This is a genomic window from Providencia rettgeri, assembly GCF_013702265.1.
GTDB classification, from domain to species: Bacteria; Pseudomonadota; Gammaproteobacteria; order Enterobacterales; family Enterobacteriaceae; genus Providencia; species Providencia zhijiangensis.
Window position 1 is genome coordinate 3,553,139 of the sequence record NZ_CP059348.1, and the last position, 22,664, is coordinate 3,575,802.

The following is a 22,664-nucleotide window of genomic DNA, read 5'->3' on the forward strand; positions in this document are numbered from 1 at the left end:
AGCCTCTCCTGATGTTCTTTCTAGTTCGTTATTCATCACATAAAAAGCGTTAACTATTAAAAAGACTGTCTGTACAGTGCTTCTAGCTGCTTTTCATTTACGTCCCGTGGATTAGTCGGAGTGCAACTATCGCGCAACGCCTGTCCAACCATTTCCCCTAAACGGGCATTAAAATCAGTTTCATTGACGCCTGTAGCGTGAATGCCTTTCGGCATATTCATTTCATCTTTCAATACGTTGATTGCCATAATTAAGCTCTCAACGCCTTCTCGTATATTTGAAGCCGGTAAATTAAGTTTTCTGGCTAAATCGGCATAACGCTTCGCCGCGTTGGTTTCACAACACCCTTCTAGCCCCGCATTAAATGCCACCACTTGAGCCATCAATAGCGCATTCGCGCGACCATGTGGAATATGGAACACGCCGCCAAGTGCGTGCGCTAAGCTATGGGTGATCCCCAGGGATGCGTTGGTAAATGCCATTCCAGCAATACACGATGCGTTATGCATTTTTTCACGAGCCACTAAGTTACTGCCGTCGCGATAGCAATCTATTAAGTGAGCAAAAACTAACTGAACGGCTTTCTCGGCAAGCGCATCTGAAAAGTCAGAGGCACTGCGTGAAACATAAGCTTCTAGGGCATGACATAGCACATCCATTCCCGTATCTGCCGTGATAGCAGCAGGGACTGACTTCACTAAAACAGGGTCTAAAATCGCCACATCGGGCAACATAAACTCATCAACCAATACCAACTTCTCGGAATTAGACTTAATCACCGAAAAAGACGTGACTTCAGAGCCTGTTCCGCTGGTTGTCGGAATAGCCACAAAATGAGGTTTGGCTCTATGGCTGTCTTGGCGGGTATGCCATAGGGAGTAAATAATCGCTTTTGCCGCATCAATCACCGAACCACCGCCCAGTGCAATCACTAAATCTGGATATTGGCTATCCATGATTTTCATGCCTTTTACGATGGACGAGATTTCCGGGTCAGGCACGACATCGTCATACAGAGAAAATGAAATTCCCTGTTGAGATAATCGATGAATCACTTCGTCGGCTACCCCAAATTTCACCATCGCTTTATCGGTTACGATAAACGCGTGCTGGGCGTTAACCTGAGATAAATAATCCAAAGCATTCGCACCGAATTGCACCCTTGGTTTAATCAAAAACTGGTTCATGCGTTATTTACTCCCTACCGTCTCGATACACTTTTTCAACAATGGCAACCACGGACATCGCTTTGTATTTGTCCTTATTCAATGCGAAGTACTCTTCCGCCAGAACAAGGTCATTAATACCTGCGCCTACACTGTCCACCGCAACATACGTTTTGTCCTTCAACGGTTTGAGATCATCACCAAGCGCCGTGATCATCAGTAAATTACTGCCACTAAGCTCTTGGCATTTCTGCGTTGCGACAACATGTCCAATTACCTTTGCCAAAATCATGATTTACCCGCCTTATCTCAATAAATTACTTATTTAGGCGTCCGAGAACGGCCTTAATAATCTGCTCGACATTCTCTTCCGTGATCTCCCCATGAGTGGCGACCGCTTCAGCAACATCGGCAACGTCAACATGACTCACTGCATTAGCAAATCGGTTATCCGCAGCGCTATTACTTTGAGCTTTTACTGGTTGAGCCTGACGAAAACGGTCATCATCGAGAATACTGACAGACGCTTGATTTCCATGCCCAGTCGATGCGATTGGCGATGTTGAGTAAGCCGGAGCACTCACTGGTGCGGGTTGTCTCAAATCATCAATGGAACGAACGCCATAACCGACTTTACGGATATTGAGCAAGTTCATCGGACCGACGTTGTCAGAACTAGAACCACCTCCAATCGCTCCACATCCTAATGTCAGTGCTGGCGTAATATTGGTGGTTGCACCAATTCCACCTAGTGCGGCTGGCGTATTAATCAAAATACGGTTAACCGGTTTTTCGAGAGAAAATTGGCGAATAACATCTTCATTTTGCGTGTGGATCACCAGCGTGTGTCCTAAGCCTTCGTTAGTCAGCAAATCAACAACACGGTGGCACGCAGAGCGCCAATCCTCTTCAACATACATGCCTAAGATTGGGCACAGTTTTTCCCGTGAATACGGGTTTTTCGGTGAGACGGTGTCTTGTAGCGCAATTAACACTCGCGTATTAGCAGGAACACTAAAGCCCGCACGTTGGCTCAACGTAATCGCGTCTTTTCCTACGACTTCAGGGTTAATCGTGCCATTCGCTCTCAGTAGCATCGAAGCCATGCGTTTCGCTTCATCTTCATTCATGAAGTAAGCGCCTTGAGCTAATAATTCGCGGTGAACGTCGTTGTAAATGCAGCGTTCAACAATGATGGATTGCTCAGATGCGCAAATCACACCGTTATCAAACGTTTTGCTGGTAATGATGTCACTGACGGCTTTTTTGATATCCGCGCTACGTTCAATGAAAGCAGGACCGTTACCAGGGCCACCACTGATTGTTGGTGTGCCAGAGGCATAAGCGGCGCGTACCATGCCTTCCCCACCCGTTGCCAGAATGAGAGAAACATCTTTGCTGTGCATTAATTCTTTTGTTGCTTCCAGCGTTAGCATAGTCACACCATCGACGATACCTGCTGGCGCACCCGCTTCAAGTGCCGCTTTTTTTACGATCTCAAGCGTTCTAAAACTACATGCTTTCGCGTTTGGATGGGGGGAAAAGACGATTGCGTTACCGGCTTTCAAGGCAATCAATGTTTTATAGATAATGGTTGAAGTTGGGTTAGTCGAAGGCACCAGTGCCGTGATAACCCCTAACGGAACACCCACATCCATAACTTTATTGATTTTGTCATCATTAATGATGCCAACTGTTTTCAGATCTTTAATATGTTCATACACACGAACTGAAGCGAACGTATTTTTCAGGACCTTGTCTTGCCACTTCCCAAAACCCGTCTCTTCATTCGCCATTTTTGCTAACTCTTCTGCATGACGAGCAGATTCTGTCGCAATGTGTTTAACAATACTGTCGATTTTCTCCTGCGAAAAAGTCGCAAAGATTTTTTGTGCTTGTTTCGCATTTCTAACCAGCTCTCTAGCCAGTTGTCTGGATTGCAGATCTTTATCTAATGCAACCATGTCTTCCCCCGTACCGGAGTCAAAAGATTAAACTTACTAATTTGTTGTTTTATCTAATACTTCTAATGATTAAGCTTTATGCTGCTGCGCGATTTTGCCGATATCATTGTGTGGTCTTGCTATCACACGAGAAGTCACCACGGTGCCAACACGCTTGGCAGCTTCGACACCGGATTCAACCGCCGCATTAACAGCACCCACATCGCCTTTTACCATGGCGGTGACGAGTCCAGAGCCCACATTTTCATAGCCGATTAGCTCGACGTTAGCGGCTTTGCACATTGCATCAGCAGCTTCGATACACGCCACTAAACCTTTGGTTTCAATTAAGCCAAGAGCTTCTTTCATAAGTAAATTTCCTATTTATTCTGCGACTTTATACTGAGAGACAATTTTCTGGATGTCGCTGTGTGGACGAGCGATAACCAGAGAGGTCACGACGGTGCCAATACGAGATGCAGATTCAACGCCAGAATCCACTGCCGCTTTAACTGCGCCAACATCCCCTTTCACCATGGCGGTGACTAACCCAGAACCCACATTTTCATAGCCAATCAGCACCACGTTAGCGGCTTTACACATCGCATCAGCTGCTTCGATACAAGCAACGAGCCCTTGTGTTTCAATAAGACCTAATGCATCACCCATATTTCCCCCGAAAACGCTATGCTTTATGTTTAATCACGATTTTGTTGATATCGTTATGTGGACGGGCGATGACTAACGATGTCACCACTTCACCAACACGCTGTGCAGATTCGACACCGGAATCTACTGCCGCTTTTACTGCGCCAACATCACCTTTCACCATGGCAGTCACGAGACCAGAACCCACGTTTTCATAGCCGATTAGCTCGACGTTAGCGGCTTTGCACATTGCATCAGCTGCTTCAATACAAGCCACCAAACCTTTTGTTTCAATAAGTCCTAATGCATCACCCATTGTTGTTTCCTCCAAGGAAGCCGTTACGTTTTTCTCTACCCGCAGCACCTAAGAGCCATGTTCCAGAACGTTGATGCCTCTTAACTGTGAGTAAACATTTATGCCAATTGAGTCTGCGTGGTGATTAATTGAACGCAGCTTTTGGCTTCAAAATCACTATAATCCCCAAAAAATAAAACAAAATATAAATCCATGAAGTGAAGATAATTAGAATAAAAACCCAGAATTTATAATCAACAGGCAGCAGATTCACATCTCTATGCTAATAAACTGGAAAATTCACGTATCTATCTGGTGGAAGAAAAAACCATAAATGCGGATAACGGGTTTATTGGAGGAATGGTTAACAAGATGTGATTGAGCTGATGCAAGAAGGTAATTTGGTCAATAATAAGTGTGGCTTGCCTCACGCCCGAGCCATAAGCTAATGAGAGGTGGGAAGATAAGAATATAAGCAGAAAGGAAATTGCTTTGTTTTACAAGGCACACAGTGTGATATCACTGATTGCCAGGCAGTAAAAGCTGTATCAACTTGCTAGTTAAAGTTGTGCAGTAAACCAATAGGAATGAATGTGTGGATAGGCCCCAAGCTGCATGGGCTATCAATCAAGTCCACGCGCTTATTTAGGCGTGCAGATAAACAAAGGGGAATTAATTGAACTCAAGAGTAGCGCTTTATCATTGAGTTTTTGGGCATTGATAAATAAGCCGTCATGGCTATCTGACATTTCCCGCATAAAATAATCAAAAATCACATTAGGGGATTCATCAATTGAGGAAGCACTGGCTTCCCAGTGGCTAATATTATAGTGCTGTTCCGTTGGCGAAATACGTTTGCTGGTGTATTTGAATTTGACATATCGCTGTAAATAAAGCCATCCGGCGCTGGAGGTGGTATATCCTTCGACAACAATAGAGCCTTCTCCGTTCGTCCCAAAATTAAAGTGAATATTACCGTTAACGTTTTCATCCTTCATATTCTCAAAACGCATAATCCCCTTGGTTGAACACGCCATTTGACCGGAATTTTTATTGGCCAATACAACTGACTGTGTATAAATCACAACACACGCAAAGATCAGCGCACTCACGAGACATAATAGCTTTCCCGATATTTTCATTGTGGCTTCCAAGAATAATAAAAATAATTATCACAATAACTGAATGGATTGGATTCATTGGCAGCGCAATGGGCGAGAAAGACGCGCCCTAAGCCATTCTTCTGCAATTTATCCCCATAAAAGAAGACAAAACGCTCTTTATCATTACACGCCAAATTTAAGTTTTTCCTAACTTTATCAAAGTTTTGGACATAGTTATCAGCCACAAAAGCGTTAATCATTTTTTCATTAGATAACACATCGCAGCTGGTATGTTCTAGCGTTGGCAAAACCATTGGCGCGGAGGGCTGAGATGAAAAATAGCTCATCGCTGCCAATAAAATGGAGCTACATAAAAAAGCCGCACTCGCGAGATACCAGCAAATTTCACGTTTCTGTTTTGGTAATGAATACGGTAATTTTTCAGAGGGGGATTCAGCAGGTTTAGTCTCTAAGGAAGAAGCCAGAACCACTTCGGCTTTTTGTATTTCATTCAGGCTGTTTAATAAGTGTGTGGTATTGAGCGTCTCTTCATCGAGTAATTCCAATAAAATCTCAGAATTAAACTCTAAGCGCCCACGAGCAACGGTGACAATAATGTTTTCAATACCGTATTGTCGAAATGTTTTCCTTAGCAGGCTGAGATACTGGTTTAAATTACTGTTTGATGAAACCAGACCATTATCATCCCAAACCGCCTTAAGCACTTCATCACGAGAAACTACGCCTTTTTTTTGAATTAAATAGAATAATAATGCATTAGCCGTAATAGACAGCTGAGTATCCACCTCATCTTTTTTTAAAGATAAAGTGCCATCAACGGCATCATAAATAATGAAGGCATTGATTTTATATTTCATTATCGCCTCATTGTATGTTTAGACGTATTTTCCCTTGGAAAACTAACCCATCTCTTCAAACGAAATTTGTGTTAACCGCTGAATGATGGCATTACGTTCTTGGCTCGATAATGTAGGGCCTTCCGTTAACGCAGATAACCACAGCCCATCGGCGGCATAGCGCACTAAAGCCCCCAAATAGCCATTATCAAATGCATCACCTTGAGCGAGATGCCCTAACATCCAATCACGCCAGCATTTACGCAACACAGGCTCTGTGGGCATAGCCAATGATAAAAGTGCGAGCTGAAAACTTTCATCGGAGTCTTTAAGCTCGCCAACGTAGTGCAAATAGGCACGAGAAAATCGCCCATAAGGATCGGAATCATTCGCCATAATGGCGGCAATACGCACATCCATGATGTCTAATAGCTGGATAAACAATGCGTGAATAAGTTCTTGTTTACTGGGGAAATGGTGCATTAACCCCCCTTTACTCACACCCGCTTCTCTGGCGACAGCATTCAGCGAAAGCGCCGCAATACCTTCTCGACCAGCGATTATCCTAGCTGCCTTTAGCAACTCTTCTTGTCGTTTGATTGGATCTTTTTTTCTTGGATGCACGAGTGTGTTCATGGGAATGAATAATACCGACCAGTCGGTATGTTCTATTTTGACTCGTATCAATGAAGAGAATATTGAGAGGAATTAAATACGAATAGTGTAATTGACGTCACAGTATTCTTTTTTAGCCACCCTAAATCACAAAGTTAATTTGAAAATATAAACAAATAACGTAATGAATTTCCTGCAATTTACAATTGGAAAAAATTAAATTTAACTTAATTTATTTTTAATGAATTTTATTATGCTAAATTATTAAAGAAATTCCTATTCCAAAGAAAATATGCGAGTTCGTTGTATTTTCACAACATAAGAAGAGGTTTTGATTATGTCCAATCAGTATAATATCGGTGTGGTTGTGGGTAGTTTACGTGCTGACTCTTATAATCTAAAAGTCGCCAAAGCCATCACTAAATTATTCCCATCGAATTTTACCTTCAAATTTATCAGCATTGCTGATTTACCTCTCTATAACCAAGAAGCCGACCAGAATGTTCCCGCGGTAGTGGCTAATTTTAAGAGCCAAATCAAAGCATCAGACGGCATTATCTTCGCAACACCGGAATATAACCGCTCAATGCCAGGTGTATTAAAGAATGCAATTGACCAAGGCTCTCGCCCTTGGGGAGATAACTCATGGGATGGTATTCCTGCGGGCGTATTAGGGGTTTCGATTGGTAATATTAGCACCGCAATTGCCCAGCAACATTTACGCAATAGCCTCGCGTTCCTCAATATGCCGACGATGAATCAACCTGAGTGTTATTTAAAATGGTATGACGGCATGGTGGATGAGCAAGACACCATTTCCCCAAAAAGTAAGGATTTCTTACAGCCTTGGGCAGATAACTTTGCCAAATTTGTTATCCATAATCGCGTGCGTTAATCACTGATTTTGTATGTAAAAAAGGCATCACCAGCGTGATGCCTTATATAACAATAGCCAAACAGAATCGATATTAACGCCCTGCTTTCAGCTTTTGGAAATACTCTTCATACAGAATATTGGTATTCCCCACATCGCTTTGCCATTCCCCTTTTTTCAATACCTCTTCTGATGGGTATAGAGATGGGTCATTCGCAATCTCGGCTGGTAATAATTTTTTCGCTTCTAAGTTTGGCGTCGGATAACCGATAGACTCCGCCACTTGTGCCGCAATTTCTGGGCGTAATAAGAAGTCGATAAGCTTGTGTGCCCCTTCTGCGTTCTTCGCGTTGGCAGGGATAGCTAAGCTGTCCATCCAGAAAATACCGCCCTCTTTTGGCCATACAACTTCAATCGGTAAACCCGCTTGTCTAGCCACAAATGCCGAGCCGTTCCACAGCATACCGACATCCACTTCGCCTTCAATATACGGGGTTGCAGGGTTGTCTGAGTTAAAGGCCAGAATATTTGGACGCAATTTTTGCAGTTCGTTATAGGCTTCTTCAATCTGCTTTGGATCCGTGGTATTGCCAGAATAACCAAGCTTTGTTAGCGCCACTTGGAACACTTCGCGGGCATCATCCATCATCAGTAAGCTATTTTTGTATTCTGGCTTCCAAAAGTCTGCCCATGAAGTGACGGACTTAGGATCAACCGCATCACCATTGATTCCGATCCCTGTTGCGCCCCAAATATAAGGCACTGAATAGTCGTTATTTGGGTCGAATTCTTTATGGATAAGGTTTGGATCGAGGTTTTTAAAGTTAGGCAGTTTTGTCTTATCAATCTTTTGCAGCATGCCTTCTTTGCTCATTTTGTCGATAAAATAAGTCGATGGCACCACTAAATCATAAGCCCCTTCTTTATAGGTTTTCAATTTAGTGTACATGCTTTCATTGGATTCATAGGTGGAGTAAATCACCTTGATCCCAGTCTCTTTAGTAAATTGCTCTAATAAACCGGGGGGAACATATTCTGTCCAGTTATAGAAATACAGTACGTTTTTGTTATCGTCAGCGGCAGTTGCCGTGCCAATACTTGCAGCCATTAAACCTGCGGCTAGCAGATAGGACCATTTTTTCATCACTGATTTTCCCTCAACAAAGTGCTTTTTATCTATCTTCATAGGCTCAGTTAAAGCCTACCCTCTCGCCAGATGGCATGAAAAGATTGGGTGCCCAAATGACACCCACCAAGTACAACTTAACGTTTTGATGACTTCGCGACGGCATTTTTACCGTGTTTATCGCGCATAACCCACTGGCTTAAACAGACCAAAACCAGCGACATCAGCAACAACACCGTTGCCAGTGCATTCACTTCTGGGGAGACCCCGACTTTTACCATTGAGTAGATTTTCAATGGTAAGATTTCATAGCTTGGCCCCGTCACAAAGGAAGAAACCACCACATCATCCATTGATAAGGTAAAGCTCAGCAGCCACCCTGCTACAATCGCAGGCAGTGCTAATGGCAGAATGATTTTCCGTAAAATGGTAAATTCCCCCGCCCCGAGATCCCGCGCCGCTTCCAACATTTTCACATCAAAATCTTTCAATCTCGCGTATACCGTCACCACTACAAAAGGCAGGCAGAAGGTGATATGTGAAAATAACAGCGACCAGAAACCTAATGAGACGCCAAGGATCATAAACAGGACTAGCAATGAAATTGCCATCACAATATCGGGGGACATCATCACTACAAACAGCATTCCGCCGACAAATGGCTTGCCTCTAAAACGATAACGAAATAGAGCAACAGCGGTTAATGTGCCGATAATTGTCGCAAACGTCGCCGAAAGCACCGCCATGGTTAATGAATGCCTTGCGGCTTCAAGCAGGCTGTCATTATTGCTCAGTAACTCATACCATTTGGTCGAAAAACCTTGCCACTGAATACCAAAACGCGATTCATTGAATGAGTTCACAATCAAGATAATGATTGGAATATAAAGATACGCGTAGATGGTGGTCATAAAGCCACCACGCAAAATACGTCCTATCATTCTTCATACGCCTTTTTATTCAAAAGCTTAGCAGCTCGGTAGTACACATACAGCAGCAGCCCCATCATCACCGTGAGGAAAATACTGGTTGCCGCCCCAAACGGCCAATCGCGAATATTCAAGAACTGGCTCTTAATGACGTTACCAATCAGCAGGTTTTTCGCCCCACCCATTAAATCCGCCACGTAGAACAGCCCCATTGCTGGCAGCAACACTAATAAGCAGCCCGCAATAATTCCCGGCATGGTCAATGGAATAATAATCTTCACAAAAGTTTGGCATTTATTGGCGCCCAAATCCCGCGCCGCTTCCAAGTAGGATTTATCCAGCTTTTCAATACTGGAATAGAGCGGCATCACCATAAATGGCAACAAGATATAGATTAAGCCCAATACCACCGCTTCTGGGGTATACATCAATTTCAACGGCTTATCGATAATGCCAATCCACAGCAAAAAGTCATTCAAATACCCTTTGGTACTTAAGAACACTTTTAAGCCATAAATACGGATCAATGAGTTGGTCCAAAATGGCACAATCAGCAGAAATAGCATCAGCGGTTGGATGCGCTTAGGCAGCTTCGCCAAAATAAATGCAAAGGGGTAGCCGATCACAAGGCAGAAGAACGTGGCGATTAACGCCATATTCAACGAATGCAGCATCACTTGGGCATACATCGGGTCTGACAGACGGATGTAGTTGTCCCAAGTAAACACCAGATCCACCAGATTTGTATCACTGCGCGTGAAAAAACTGGTGCCGATGATCATTAAGTTAGGCAGAAAGACGAAGAGCAACAGCCAAGCGACGACGCCCGTGATAATCACATTCTGCAAGATTTTATGCTTACGAATGATCATCCAGAACTACCTCCCAGCTTTCAACCCAAGTCACGGCAACTTTTTGGTTAAGGGAGTGGTCGACATCAGGGTCATCTTCGTTAAAGAACTCACTGACCATAATAATTTTGCCATCTTCCATCTCAACCACTGAGTCTAACGTCATGCCTTTGTAGTTACGTTCTCGCACATAACCGATCAGCCCAGGGTGATTATCGGCGTCATTGACTTCTTCAACGCGTAAATCTTCAGGGCGCAATAAGACGTTTAAATGCTGACCTTCTGTGACCGGTAAATCGGTGAAAATATCACATTCATGCCCTTCAACATTGGCACGAATACGTTGTTCATCAATACGATGTAACACTTTTGCATCAAAAATATTGATTTCACCGATAAATTGAGCAACAAACAGGTTTTTCGGCTCTTCGTAAATTTCACGCGGCGTACCATCCTGCTCAATTTTCCCTTCACGCATCACGATGATACGGTCAGACATAGCCAGAGCTTCTTCTTGGTCATGAGTCACAAAAATAAACGTAATCCCCAGCTTACGCTGTAAGGCTTTCAGCTCATTTTGCATCTGTTTACGCAGCTTATAATCCAGCGCAGATAACGACTCATCCAATAGCAAAACCTTGGGACGATTAACAACCGCACGCGCAATTGCCACGCGTTGCTGTTGACCACCCGAAAGTTGGTTCGGCATACGCTCTGCAAAATCCGCCAATTGCACCATATGCAAGGCTTGCTCCACCCGTTTTTGAATGTCCGCTTTTGGTGTTTTTTGCATGCGCAAACCAAATGCCACATTTTCAAATACGGTCATGTGTGGGAATAATGCATAGCTTTGGAAAACAGTATTCACGAAACGTTGTTCCGCAGGAATATCTGTAATGTCCTGACCATCAAGAATAATTTGACCGTCATCCACATCTTCTAATCCAGCAATCAGACGTAAAACCGTCGTTTTACCACAACCAGAAGGCCCTAAAATGGTGAGAAACTCCCCATTTCGGATCGTGAGGTCAAGCTCAGAAATAATTTGTTTGCCATCAAAACCTTTATTTAAAGATTTTAATTCGACGAGTGGTGTGAGAGAAGTTGTCTCAGTCATTTATAATACACTCTATCCCTAGGAATAATGCAGATAGAACCGCCACCGTTAAAGACTGTTAAGCCCCCAGGAGAACCCCAGCAAAGCCCAAAACCAGTAGCGCCATTTTTAATAAAACAATAAGGCCAGCATAATAAACACTGTTAATGAAAATTGAAAGCCATTTTCAACACTTTGTTTGCCTTTCACTATGAATTTAAAACAAATAAAAGCGATTTATGATAAAAATAAGTGACATAGACATATTTTTCATAGCTTTGTGCTTATCTATCATTTTTCATTATAGAACCCAAAATAAAAGAAACATTAAAAGAATATTAAATTCAATATGTTAAATAAAAAATCAAACTAAACTATCGATTAAGATAACTTGCTCAAGTAATAATAAAAACCCATTTTCCTTTTATTTTCACTCTGTATTTTATTTATTATCTCCAGAATGCTAACCAACCATAAATGATTAATTAATCCACTAACCTATTAGGATATTTATGGAAAAATTGAATGCATAAAATCTAAATTAACTGCTCCGCGATAACATGGATAACAAATAATTAAACCCAATACCCATAATTAATTTATGTGATTAGCTTCATACTTTGAATTCGAATATTAGTTTCTTGGCAAAGTTTAACCAAAGTCATATTTTCTTTTACATCCCTTTGAATATAATGAGTAATTATTCTAATTTCATTCAGACTATTATCCCTATAAACGATTATCCCGCCTGACAAAACAAGCGAGATTTAGAATAAAAAGCCTATAAACAATTTATTTCTTATATTTTCCGCTAAAATTAATATGTGAGTGAGCAAAATGGCTAATAAAGAGTTTTTTTACCAAGAACCTTATCCGCTATCTGAGGATAAAACCGAATATTACCAAGTCTCTGATAAATATGTTTCTGTAGAGCAATTTGCTGGGAAGCAAATGCTAAAAATTGAGCCAGAGGCTTTAACCTTTCTTGCTGAACATGCAATTTATGAATCCCAGTTCTTTTTAAGACCTGCCCACCAAAAACAAGTCGCCGCGATTTTGCACGATCCAGAAGCCAGTGAAAACGACAAGTATGTCGCCCTGCAATTACTGCGTAACGCCGAGATTTCTGCGAAAGGTGTTCTGCCAAACTGTCAGGATACGGGAACCGTTGCTGTCGTCGGGAAAAAAGGGCAACAAGTTTGGACGGGCTGTGATGACGAAGAATACCTCTCTCGAGGCATTTACAACGTTTTCCAACACGAAAACCTGCGTTTTTCGCAAAATGCCCCGCTGGATATGTTTAACGAAGTCAATACAGGTACCAACTTGCCTGCACAATTTGATATTTTTGCCACTACGGGTGATGAATACCATTTCTTATTTGTTAACAAAGGCGGAGGCTCTGCAAATAAATCCGCTCTTTATCAAGAAACTAAAGCAACGCTGACCCCGGCTAAGTTGAAAAACTTCTTAATTGAGAAAATGAGAAACTTAGGGACAACCGCTTGCCCACCTTATCATATCGCATTCGTTATCGGCGGTACTTCAGCGGAAACCACCCTGAAAACAGCCAAACTGGCTTCAGCAAAATACTATGATAACCTGCCAACGACAGGTAATGAGTATGGCCGAGCGTTCCGTGATGTTGAGCTAGAAAATGAGTTATTAGAAGCGTCACGCCATCTCGGCTTTGGTGCGCAATTTGGCGGTAAATACTTTGCCCACGATGTGCGTGTTATTCGCTTGCCTCGCCATGGTGCTTCTTGCCCGATCGGTTTAGCCATTTCTTGTTCCGCTGACCGCAATATCAAAGCAAAAATCACCAAAGACGGCTTGTGGCTGGAGAAAATGGAGCATAATCCAGCACAATATATCCCTGAATCGATGCGTCATCAGTCAGAAGGGAACGTGGTTCATATCGACCTCAACCGCCCAATGAAAGATATTTTGTCCGAGTTGAGTAAACACCCTGTATCAACCCGTGTATCTCTCAGTGGTCCACTGATCATCGCTCGCGATATCGCTCATACCAAGCTCAAAGAGCGCTTAGATAATGGTGAAGACTTACCACAATACTTTAAAGATCATATGGTCTATTACGCTGGCCCTGCGAAAAAACCTGAGGATATGGTGTCGGGTTCTTTAGGCCCAACAACGGGTAACCGTATGGATCCATACGTTGACCTATTCCAATCTCATGGCGGTAGTATGCTAATGCTGGCAAAAGGTAACCGTACCCAAGCAGTAACTGACGCCTGTAAAAAACATGGCGGTTTTTACCTTGGTAGCATTGGCGGCTCCGCGGCGATTTTGGCGCAAGAGTTTGTCAAAAGCTTAAATTGCCTCGAATACCCAGAGTTAGGTATGGAAGCCGTCTGGAAAATGGAAGTGGAAGGGCTGCCAGCCTTTATTTTGGTGGATGATAAAGGCAATAACTTCTTTGATATTGTGCAGAATGACACTTGCAAGAAATGCGTTAAATAAATAAAAAAACAGGGTGAGCCATTTTTATTTGACTCACCCTGATTTATTTATCTGCCGCTATTTTCAGTTTTCTATTTATCAACTTTCTATTTATCAACGACAACGTTCTTATTCACCACATCCTGCTCGCTATTGCCTACCATCAATGCAAATTTGCTAATCGGGTCAGTACTATAAGCATACAAGCGTTTTAATGCGTATGGATTATCACCGAGCTTCACTTTTCCTTGGATGGTAGACACCGCAAGATGTAAGCCCGCTTCTTTTGCCGCATCAATCGCCGTTTGGTTATAAGCACCGAACGGGTAGGCCAAATAACGCTGGTCTCTTTCGAATTTCGCCAATACTTTCATTGAGCGTTTAAAATCCAGCATGATGGTATGCTCTTTACGGCTAAAGATTATCGGGTTATTACGGTTATCTAAGCGATGTAAAAAATGCGTATGAGATTGAATGTTGAAAACATCTTGGCTCTCTTTAATTTCCTGCTTACTCATAAATTGCAGAGAATCCGGATCCCATTTTTGTGGCTGAGTTTTGATACGCGAAGAGATGACAAACAGCGTCGCCTGTTGCTGATTATCTCTTAAAATAGGTAATGCATAGCGATAAACGGATTTAAGCCCGTCATCAAAGGTTAAGACTACGGCACGCCCTGGTAAATTCGCACTCTTATTTAAATAACCTTCCACATCTTCGAGTGATAATGTTTGATACCCCATCTCTTTGAGGTAATTCATTTGCTCACGAAAAGCATCAACCGAGGTTGTTGTTGAAGTATGGCGAAAATTTTTATTTTCACTGTCTTCGAGAATATGGTGATAAGTAAAAATAGGAATGCCTTTATCAATCGCCACATCATCTAAGCGAACATAACCCAAGCGATCACCGAGACGAATGGTTAACCATGAGGTTTTATCCCCATCTTCATCCGTTTTGATCATTCGAGCCAACACTGGATAGCGAAGATTTTCCCATAAAGAGGCGATTTGCCGCGAATCTTCATCAGTTGCACTGAATACTGGCGTTTTTTGGCTTGTAATCAAATAATCATAAACCGGGTTTTTAAGATCGTTTAAACGGTCATCTTCAGGGATATTCCGAGGCTTCTTTTTGGATATCTGAGTGCTTTTAACATAAGCAAAATCATTACCAAACTGTAGGGCATTATAGTCACCATTTGGACTATAGGCGTAAAAGCCATTGTCTGGATTAATCTCCCCAACAATACGCATTTGACCGCCTACAATAGCAAAGATGTTTTCTGGCGCTTTTGTCTGAATCAATTTGGGTGGTACATCCACCAGCTCCCAATTATCAAGATTGATCGCTTTTGAACCACTGATAATTAAATTATTATTTTTTATATCCGCAGCATGTGAAACAGAAAAAAGATTAACGAAAAAGGTCAAAAATAGAAAAAGTACTCGATTAGACATGTCCTTTCCACTCAGTATCACCAATACACCGCGCCAGTTTAAACCGACTTACAATTTAACCCTATACCCTGATAAAAATATTTTTTCATGGCAAAGCCACGATAATATTTCCGTGGCTGTTGTTATAGGTAATTTGCTATAGATAATTTGTTATGGATAATAGTGTATGGCATTCAATGAATACTGAGCGAGTTAAAACCTTTCAATTAAATGAAAAATAAATTTATCAACTTATTAACAATAAAATGAATAGTCTTAAAATAGCGTATTTAAAAATAAATAAACTCTACTTTTGTCCGTAATACGCATTTTTACCATGTTTACGTAAATAATGTTTATCCAGCAATTCTTGCTGCATATCGTCAATTTTTGGCGTCAACTGGCGCGTGAATAAATTCATATACGCAATCTCTTCCAACACCACTGCATTGTGTACCGCATTATGAGCATCTTTACCCCAAGCGAAAGGGCCGTGGCTATGGACTAATACCGCGGGAATATCCTTTGCAGAAATTCCGAGCTGCTTAAATGTCTCAATAATCACATGCCCAGTTTCTCTCTCATATTCACCGGCAATCTCACCTTCTGTCATTTTACGGGTACAAGGTATTTCACCATAAAAATAGTCGGCATGTGTGGTGCCTAATGCGCTTAGCGGTAAGCCAGCTTGTGCCCAAATGGTTGCATGGCGCGAATGGGTATGTACGATACCACCAATCTCGGGAAAGGCTTGATATAACGCTAAGTGAGTGTCGGTGTCTGAAGAAGGCTTATATTTTCCTTCGACGACTTCACCAGTAGTTAATGAAACGACCACCATGTCATCCGCTTTCATGGTTTCATAATCCACCCCGGAAGGTTTAATCACCATCAAACCGGCGTCTCGGTCTACTCCACTTACGTTACCCCACGTAAACGTTACTAGCTTATGTTTTGGTAATTCAAGATTCGCCTCAAATACTTGCTGTTTTAATGTTTCCAGCATGATGACCTCCCAAGGTGCAAAAAGATGGCGTGAATACGATATGAAAATAGCGAGTCATATCAACGACAAGGCTCTCTTTTATTCTCTATTTACTGTCGATGAATAGACGTTGTTCTGATTATTAAGGTAAACAGATTTAGCTGAATAAAAAAGCCTGACACTTTACAAATCATTAACAAATCAACATAACTCGGTCGCATTCGGTCATAATCAAACAGACTAAAACAAAAATACGCCTAATAAAAATGCCCGAATATGTGAAAGTTGATTAATGCTTCGTCTAGTTTCTGGCTATATACCGCCATATTTAGTGATCTAATTAACGATAAAAATGAAAACAGAAATGTTTATTTCATATAAACGTGATCGATAACTCTATAAATAGCTTTGTTTGTTTCTATCCGTTATTACATGAGTCGAGTCACGACAAAAAAAATCCATCACTGGCAGACTGTTTACCGTGGAAAGAATGTTTGTTACAGAAATAATAAATGCCATGGGCTGAATAGGAGTTTTGAGATGCTACAAGCTGAACGCCACCGATTAATTTGCTCCCATGTTTCTCAACATGGCTCAGCGTTAGTGCGCGATTTAGCCCAGCTTTGTCACGTTTCTCAAGAAACTATTCGCCGAGATTTAACGGTATTAGAACGTGAAAAACGTTTAATTCGTAGTTTTGGTGGTGCGGTTGCCACTGAGCAAGATGAAAGCCCAGTACTGAATGTGATGCCCTCTTCGGTCAAACTCAGTCAAATGGTGGATGGTGCAGAATCCTTTCGTAAAAGAACGGAAGAGAACCCAGATGCGAAAATGAAAATCGCCAAAGCGGCGTTGAAATTTATTCAACCGGGTGACTGCATCATGATGGATAACAGCAGTACATGCTGGTTTCTAGCAAGGCAAATACCCGATATCGATATTACGGTGGTCACCAACTCCGTCAAAATCATTCAAGCATTAGCATGCCGAGATCGCGTTCGCGTCATTGGCATTGGTGGAGAGTATTCAGAACGCCATGATGATTTTCATGGTCCCATTTCTGAAAGTATTATCCGTAGCTTTCAAATTAAAACGTTATTTTTATCATGCCAAGGATTCAATATTGAAACTGGCGTTCGAGATGGCAGTGAAGTTAATGCCAAATTAAAAAATATTATGATTCAGGTTTCTGAGAATTGTGTGTTATTAGCGGATAATAATAAATTAGACCAATATGCTTTTAGCCAAGTTTGTACCTTAAATGATATTAACGTGTTAATTACCAATAAACTTAATGATAAAAATTTCAAGCAAGCATTTCCAAAATTAAACATTATTGAATGTGATAAATAGTATTTAGTGTAATAAATAGCATTTATATCGATGATAGTCGCAGCGTAACTAAGTGAGTAAATTAAGCAATTTGTTTTTATTTTAAATAACCGAATTACACCAGGCAGCAAAGAAACCTATTAATTAAATTAACGATTAATAGAAATTAATTATATCTATCCGATTAAACAAAACATTAACCCTATGTTGATGAGCATGGCTATATCTGCACATCATCCCTGAGGAATATAACGATGAATATGAAAAAATTAGTTTTACCTTGCTTAATGGGCGCCGCACTGTTTTCCAACATGGCGATGGCTGAATCACAGAAAGCACAAAAGCCATTTACCATGGGTGTCGTGGTAAAAGTAGGGGGAATTCCTTGGTTTAACGTCATGGAGCAAGGGATCACCGAAGAAGGTAAAAAGCTCGGCGTTAATGCATTCCAAGTGGGTCCAACCACCGCTGACCCTGCAGAACAAGTTCGTGCAATTGAAGATTTAATCGCGAAGAAAGTCGATGTTATCGGCGTCGTTCCTAACGATGCAAAAGTCCTTGAGCCAGTTTTAAAACGCGCCCAAGAAGCGGGCATCAAAGTGATTACTCACGAATCCCCAGATCAAAAAAATGCGGATTGGGATTTCGAATTACTGGATACCCAAAGCATGGGCGCTAACCATATGAAAGATATGGCTGCATGTATGGGTGAAGAAGGTAAATACGCCATGTTCGTGGGCAGCCTGACGGTACCTTTAGTCAACGAATGGGCTGATGCGGCAATCGCTTATCAAAAAGCACACTATCCGAAAATGCAAATGGTCGATGACCGCTTTGGTGTCGCGGAATCCGTTGATGATTCTATGCGTACCGCAAACGACCTGCTATCTAAACATAAAGATCTGAAAGGCATCATGTCATTTGGTTCTCAAGGGCCTATCGGTGCGGGTCGCGCTATCGATAAACGCCGTAAAAACGCAGAAACCTGTGTCTTCGGTACATTCACGCCGGGTCAAGGCATTAAATTGTTAGAAAAAGGCGCGATTGATGGCGGCTATATCTCTAACCCGAAAGTGGCTGGTCAAGTTTTCGTACAAGTCGCGACGGCAATGATGAATGGCGAAGAGATCAAAACTGGCGTCAGCATCGGTGATATGGGTGAGATCAAAGTGAGTGGCAACACCATCCTCAGCGATAACCCAGTTAATCTGAATATTGAAAACACCAAAAAACTGGTTGAAGTCGGTCTGTAAGTTCGCTCTACATAATAAAAATACGACAACAGTATTATTTTGTTCCACCTAGTTTAAGTGACAGCAGTACCCTATTTAGGTCTGATAGCGGTGTCTGTTGTCACTCTGAATCTGACGACACAGTCAACACCAGGACTCCACTATGACAGCCGAAAAAAACTCCCCACTGATTACGTTACGGGATCTTTCCAAAAGCTTTGGTGGTCATCGTGCATTACGCAATATCGACTTGACGCTAAACAAAGGTGAAGTTCACTGTTTAGCGGGCACCAATGGCTGCGGAAAAAGTACGTTAATTAAAACCATTAGCGGCGTTTATGCTCCCGATGAAGGCAGCGAAATTGAAATCGACGGCAAACGATACTCTCGCCTAACCCCAGACAAAGCGCGAGAGCTAGGCGTTCAAGTTATCTACCAAGACTTATCCTTATTTCCTAACTTAACCGTGGCGGAAAACATCGCCTTTGAACTGAATTTAAACGGTTATTTCGGTTGGTTTCAGAAAGGAAAAGTGAGGGAAAAAGCGTTACAAATTCTCAAGGAACTTGAGTTCACCATTGACCCTGATACCCCCGTGCAATTTTTGCCAATCGCCCAGCGCCAACAAGTTGCCATTTGCCGCGCACTGGTCGCAGATGCGCGCTTAGTGATCATGGATGAGCCAACGGCCTCGTTAACACGCACCGAAGTTAATCAGCTACTTTCTACCGTGAATTACTTGAAAAACAAAGGGATCACTGTTGTTTTTGTTAGCCATCGATTAGAGGAAGTGAAAGAGATTTCTGACCGTATTACCGTTATTCGTGATGGTCAGAAAATGGGTACATGGCCAGCAGAAGACCTGACCACGCGCAAAATCACCGAGCTGATGACAGGGCTTGATATTGTTCATGAGCGTAAATTACCCAATAACGCAGAAGAAACTCACACAGTCTTAGAGCTGAAAAATCTCAGCCGTGCTGGGCAATACCAGAATATTTCCCTGTCATTAAAGCGCGGTGAAGTACTGGGACTTTGCGGATTATTAGGCTCTGGTCGTACCGAGCTTGCCCTTTCCCTGTTTGGGATCACCCGTCCTGACAGCGGCGAAATGATCGTCGAAGACAAGCCGATTATCTTCAAAAACAATGCCCAAGCTATCAAACATGGTATTGGTTACGTGTCTGAAGACCGCCTGACACTGGGTGCAATTTTGCAGCAGTCTATCGCTGACAATATGGTGATTTCGATTTTAGATCGCCTGAAAACCCCTCTGCATCTGATTGATGAGCAAAAATGCCAGCAAATCGTCCAAGAGTGGATCGCGGATTTGGATATTAAAGTGACCGACCCAAACAATGCTCTCTCCACCCTATCGGGGGGAAATCAGCAGAAAGTGGTGCTCGCCAAGTGGATCCTGACACGCCCTAAAGTGCTGATCCTCGATGCCCCTACTGTAGGGGTCGATATCGGTGCTAAAGACAGTATTTACAAGCTGATCCATCGCCTTTCTGGTGTTGGGATCGCCATTTTATTGATCACCGATGAAGCCTCTGAAGCTTTCTACAACTGCGATCGCATTTTACATATGAAACAAGGATCTATCGTCAAAGAAATTGTGACGGATTCCATGACTGAGCAACAATTGGAGGAAATCATCAATGGCTAATTGGCAAAAACTTCGTCCGCAGTCTGTTGAAGGCTGGCTTATTTGGGTGATCCTCATCATGGTGGTGTTTTTCACCCTCATGAGCCCACAATTTCTCACGATTCAAAACTTGCTCGACTTAAGCGAAAGCTATGCGGTCACCGGTATTTTTGCACTGGGGTTATTCGTGGTGCTAGTCACGGGTGGTATTGATATCTCTTTCGCCGCCGTAGCCTCGGTTGTCCAATACGTCATTGCCACTTTCTTACTGCAAGGATTACTCGAAAGCCCGACCCTCAGTATCGCCCTTGCGATTGTCATCGGGATCACCTTTGGGTTGATCAACGCGATTTTGATTTACTCCCTTAATGTGGTGTCGATCATTATCACCATTAGTATGCAATCTTTGCTGTTCGGCATGCTGATGTGGCTAACCAACGGACACAGTATCTACGACTTACCAGATTGGTGGGTAGATCCTGTCACCATCCTGCCTTTTGAAGTGGATGGTGAATATTATCAAATTGGTTTGCCATTGATCGTGATGTTAGGGATCGCGTTTTTAACGTGGATCTTAATGAACAAAACCCACATTGGTCGCCAACTGTATGCGGTGGGCGGCAGCCAAGAATCAGCTTCACGTATTGGTATTCGTGTTTGGGTTATCTACCTATTCGCTTACGGCTATCTCGGTGCCATGGCGGCAATCGGCGGTATGTTGCAGACCTACCGAATGAGTGAAGTGGTGCCTAGCGCTCTAGTTGGTGGTGAGCTCGATGTTCTCGCAGCTGCAGTCTTAGGTGGTGCCAGCTTATCCGGTGGGCGCGGTAGCGTTATCGGCACACTGATGGGCGTTTTCCTTATCGGTATCTTGAAAAACGGTCTGAACTTAATCGGGGTTTCCAACTACTTCGTCAATATCGTCATCGGTATGGTCATTCTTATCGCCATTTGTATTACTCACTACAAAAAGCGTAAAGAAACGGACGTAGGCTTTGTTTAACAGGAATATCACCATGAAAAAACAAGATTTTTTTAAAATTGATGGCTCTGTTATCGGACTGCTTTCAATCTTTTTGGTCGCCATTGCGGCTTTCAGTATCGCCATGCCAGGGCACTTTTTTACCCAAAATACCTTTTTAAGTATTACGTTTCAGTTACCAGAGCTGGGTCTTCTGACCTTCGCCATGTTTGTTCCGATGTTAAGTGGCGGGTTAAACCTCGCCATTATCAGTACCGCTAACTTAACCGGCCTATTTATGGCTTGGGTATTTATCAATTACTTACCTGTTGATGCCGGAACGGGCACGCAGCTAATGTGGTTGGTCTTTGCGTTAATCGGTGCCACTGTTATCGCCGTTATTATTGGCTGCTTAACGGGGCTGATGATTTCCCATATTGGTGCTCACCCGATTCTAGTTACCCTCGGTTCCATGACCATTATCAGCGGTATTGGCGTTTACCTAACCAAAGGCGCCGCACTCAGTGGGATGCCGCCAGTGGTTCGCGCCATTGGCTCTGACACCGTTTTCGGTATGCCAATTGCCATGATTATCTTTATTGTGACCGCAATTATTTTGGCACTATTTTTAGGTCGCACCCGCCTTGGCAAAAATATCTATATGAGCGGCAGCAACATCAATGCCACATGGTTTAGCGGCGTGCGTACCGACCGTGTGATGATCGCGATTTACACCATTTCCAGTCTGCTGTGTGTGTTAGCAGGGCTGATCATGATGGCGCGTTTTAACTCAGCCCGCATGGGATACGGAGATTCTTACTTACTACTGACCATTTTAGCCATCGTATTGGGAGGCACAAACCCATTCGGCGGTGTCGGTAAAGTCAGCCGCGTCTTCTGCGCCTTGCTAGTTCTGCAAGTCATCGCCACTGGACTTAGCCTGTTGGGCGTCAGTCTCCACTTCAATCTCGCGGTTTGGGGAATTACGTTGATCCTTGCTCTGGCCTTCAAATTCTTTAAAGAAAAATGGAGCGCTAAGCGTGCAATGACACGCAATCAACGCCTCAATAAAGCATCCGTACAAAATTAACTTACAGGGAA

22 protein-coding genes are annotated in these 22,664 nt (G+C 42.7%); 7 read left to right on the forward strand and 15 right to left on the reverse strand.

Annotated elements, in window-relative coordinates:
- Positions 1 to 56: 56 nt before the first annotated feature.
- From H0913_RS16310 to H0913_RS16350, 9 genes are all read right to left on the reverse strand, one after another.
- A complete protein-coding gene (locus H0913_RS16310; RefSeq protein ID WP_181477612.1) occupies positions 57 to 1,187 on the reverse strand; it encodes a 1-propanol dehydrogenase PduQ in 1,131 nt (376 codons plus the stop codon).
- A 7-nt stretch (positions 1,188 to 1,194) separates the two neighbouring features.
- The gene (locus tag H0913_RS16315; RefSeq protein ID WP_036949246.1) at positions 1,195 to 1,458 is read right to left on the reverse strand and encodes a EutN/CcmL family microcompartment protein; all 264 of its coding nucleotides are present in this window, start codon (positions 1,456 to 1,458) and stop codon (positions 1,195 to 1,197) included.
- Positions 1,459 to 1,483: 25 nt separating this feature from the next.
- Complete coding sequence (locus H0913_RS16320; RefSeq protein ID WP_154603169.1) at positions 1,484 to 3,130, reverse strand: acetaldehyde dehydrogenase (acetylating); 1,647 nt, start codon at positions 3,128 to 3,130, stop codon at positions 1,484 to 1,486.
- 69 nt (positions 3,131 to 3,199) lie between these two features.
- Complete coding sequence (locus tag H0913_RS16325) at positions 3,200 to 3,478, reverse strand: BMC domain-containing protein (RefSeq protein ID WP_006658501.1); 279 nt, start codon at positions 3,476 to 3,478, stop codon at positions 3,200 to 3,202.
- A gap of 15 nt (positions 3,479 to 3,493) precedes the next feature.
- On the reverse strand, positions 3,494 to 3,778 hold the full coding sequence (locus tag H0913_RS16330; protein WP_006658500.1) for a BMC domain-containing protein: 285 nt from the start codon (positions 3,776 to 3,778) through the stop codon (positions 3,494 to 3,496).
- Positions 3,779 to 3,794: 16 nt separating this feature from the next.
- Positions 3,795 to 4,073: a BMC domain-containing protein gene (locus H0913_RS16335; protein ID WP_004249182.1), complete on the reverse strand. Its 279-nt coding sequence runs from the start codon at positions 4,071 to 4,073 to the stop codon at positions 3,795 to 3,797.
- Positions 4,074 to 4,693: 620 nt separating this feature from the next.
- Positions 4,694 to 5,194: a FidL-like protein gene (locus H0913_RS16340; protein ID WP_154603170.1), complete on the reverse strand. Its 501-nt coding sequence runs from the start codon at positions 5,192 to 5,194 to the stop codon at positions 4,694 to 4,696.
- Positions 5,191 to 6,033, reverse strand: a complete 843-nt coding sequence (locus H0913_RS16345) for a transcriptional regulator (RefSeq protein ID WP_154603171.1) — start codon at positions 6,031 to 6,033, stop codon at positions 5,191 to 5,193. The genes H0913_RS16340 and H0913_RS16345 overlap by 4 nt, the downstream gene beginning before the upstream one ends.
- Positions 6,034 to 6,075: 42 nt before the next feature.
- Complete coding sequence (locus tag H0913_RS16350) at positions 6,076 to 6,648, reverse strand: TetR/AcrR family transcriptional regulator (RefSeq protein ID WP_154603172.1); 573 nt, start codon at positions 6,646 to 6,648, stop codon at positions 6,076 to 6,078.
- A 316-nt stretch (positions 6,649 to 6,964) separates the two neighbouring features.
- Between H0913_RS16350 and H0913_RS16355 the strand changes: the two genes are divergently transcribed.
- Positions 6,965 to 7,522, forward strand: coding sequence for an NADPH-dependent FMN reductase (locus tag H0913_RS16355; protein WP_154639378.1), 558 nt, complete (start codon positions 6,965 to 6,967; stop codon positions 7,520 to 7,522).
- A 73-nt stretch (positions 7,523 to 7,595) separates the two neighbouring features.
- Here H0913_RS16355 and potD read toward each other — a convergent pair whose 3' ends face one another.
- The 4 genes from potD to potA form a co-directional block, all read right to left on the reverse strand.
- The gene (gene potD / locus H0913_RS16360; protein WP_154603174.1) at positions 7,596 to 8,645 is read right to left on the reverse strand and encodes a spermidine/putrescine ABC transporter substrate-binding protein PotD; all 1,050 of its coding nucleotides are present in this window, start codon (positions 8,643 to 8,645) and stop codon (positions 7,596 to 7,598) included.
- A gap of 119 nt (positions 8,646 to 8,764) precedes the next feature.
- Positions 8,765 to 9,568, reverse strand: coding sequence for a spermidine/putrescine ABC transporter permease PotC (gene potC, locus H0913_RS16365; protein ID WP_181477613.1), 804 nt, complete (start codon positions 9,566 to 9,568; stop codon positions 8,765 to 8,767).
- Positions 9,565 to 10,428, reverse strand: a complete 864-nt coding sequence (gene potB, locus H0913_RS16370) for a spermidine/putrescine ABC transporter permease PotB (RefSeq protein ID WP_036949234.1) — start codon at positions 10,426 to 10,428, stop codon at positions 9,565 to 9,567. The genes potC and potB overlap by 4 nt, the downstream gene beginning before the upstream one ends.
- On the reverse strand, positions 10,415 to 11,524 hold the full coding sequence (potA, locus tag H0913_RS16375; protein ID WP_108479516.1) for a spermidine/putrescine ABC transporter ATP-binding protein PotA: 1,110 nt from the start codon (positions 11,522 to 11,524) through the stop codon (positions 10,415 to 10,417). Before potA ends, potB begins: the two co-directional genes overlap by 14 nt.
- Before the next feature lie 816 nt (positions 11,525 to 12,340).
- On the opposite strand from potA, the gene H0913_RS16380 reads away from it, so the two are divergent.
- Positions 12,341 to 13,987, forward strand: coding sequence for a fumarate hydratase (locus H0913_RS16380; protein WP_154639380.1), 1,647 nt, complete (start codon positions 12,341 to 12,343; stop codon positions 13,985 to 13,987).
- Between the two features lie 86 nt (positions 13,988 to 14,073).
- Here the strand turns inward: H0913_RS16380 and H0913_RS16385 are convergent, their stop codons facing one another.
- Positions 14,074 to 15,426: a polysaccharide deacetylase family protein gene (locus tag H0913_RS16385; RefSeq protein WP_154603176.1), complete on the reverse strand. Its 1,353-nt coding sequence runs from the start codon at positions 15,424 to 15,426 to the stop codon at positions 14,074 to 14,076.
- A 286-nt stretch (positions 15,427 to 15,712) separates the two neighbouring features.
- Entirely contained in the window at positions 15,713 to 16,411 is a 699-nt protein-coding gene (gene araD, locus H0913_RS16390; RefSeq protein ID WP_154603178.1) for an L-ribulose-5-phosphate 4-epimerase, read from the reverse strand.
- 519 nt (positions 16,412 to 16,930) lie between these two features.
- Between araD and H0913_RS16395 the strand changes: the two genes are divergently transcribed.
- From H0913_RS16395 to H0913_RS16415, 5 genes are all read left to right on the forward strand, one after another.
- Entirely contained in the window at positions 16,931 to 17,743 is an 813-nt protein-coding gene (locus tag H0913_RS16395) for a DeoR/GlpR family DNA-binding transcription regulator (protein ID WP_181477614.1), read from the forward strand.
- 239 nt (positions 17,744 to 17,982) lie between these two features.
- Positions 17,983 to 18,975: a substrate-binding domain-containing protein gene (locus H0913_RS16400; protein WP_036949290.1), complete on the forward strand. Its 993-nt coding sequence runs from the start codon at positions 17,983 to 17,985 to the stop codon at positions 18,973 to 18,975.
- Positions 18,976 to 19,117: 142 nt separating this feature from the next.
- Complete coding sequence (locus H0913_RS16405; RefSeq protein ID WP_154603179.1) at positions 19,118 to 20,623, forward strand: sugar ABC transporter ATP-binding protein; 1,506 nt, start codon at positions 19,118 to 19,120, stop codon at positions 20,621 to 20,623.
- Positions 20,616 to 21,605: an ABC transporter permease gene (locus H0913_RS16410; protein WP_036949223.1), complete on the forward strand. Its 990-nt coding sequence runs from the start codon at positions 20,616 to 20,618 to the stop codon at positions 21,603 to 21,605. Before H0913_RS16405 ends, H0913_RS16410 begins: the two co-directional genes overlap by 8 nt.
- 13 nt (positions 21,606 to 21,618) lie before the next feature.
- The gene (locus tag H0913_RS16415; RefSeq protein WP_036949222.1) at positions 21,619 to 22,653 is read left to right on the forward strand and encodes an ABC transporter permease; all 1,035 of its coding nucleotides are present in this window, start codon (positions 21,619 to 21,621) and stop codon (positions 22,651 to 22,653) included.
- Positions 22,654 to 22,664: the final 11 nt, after the last annotated feature.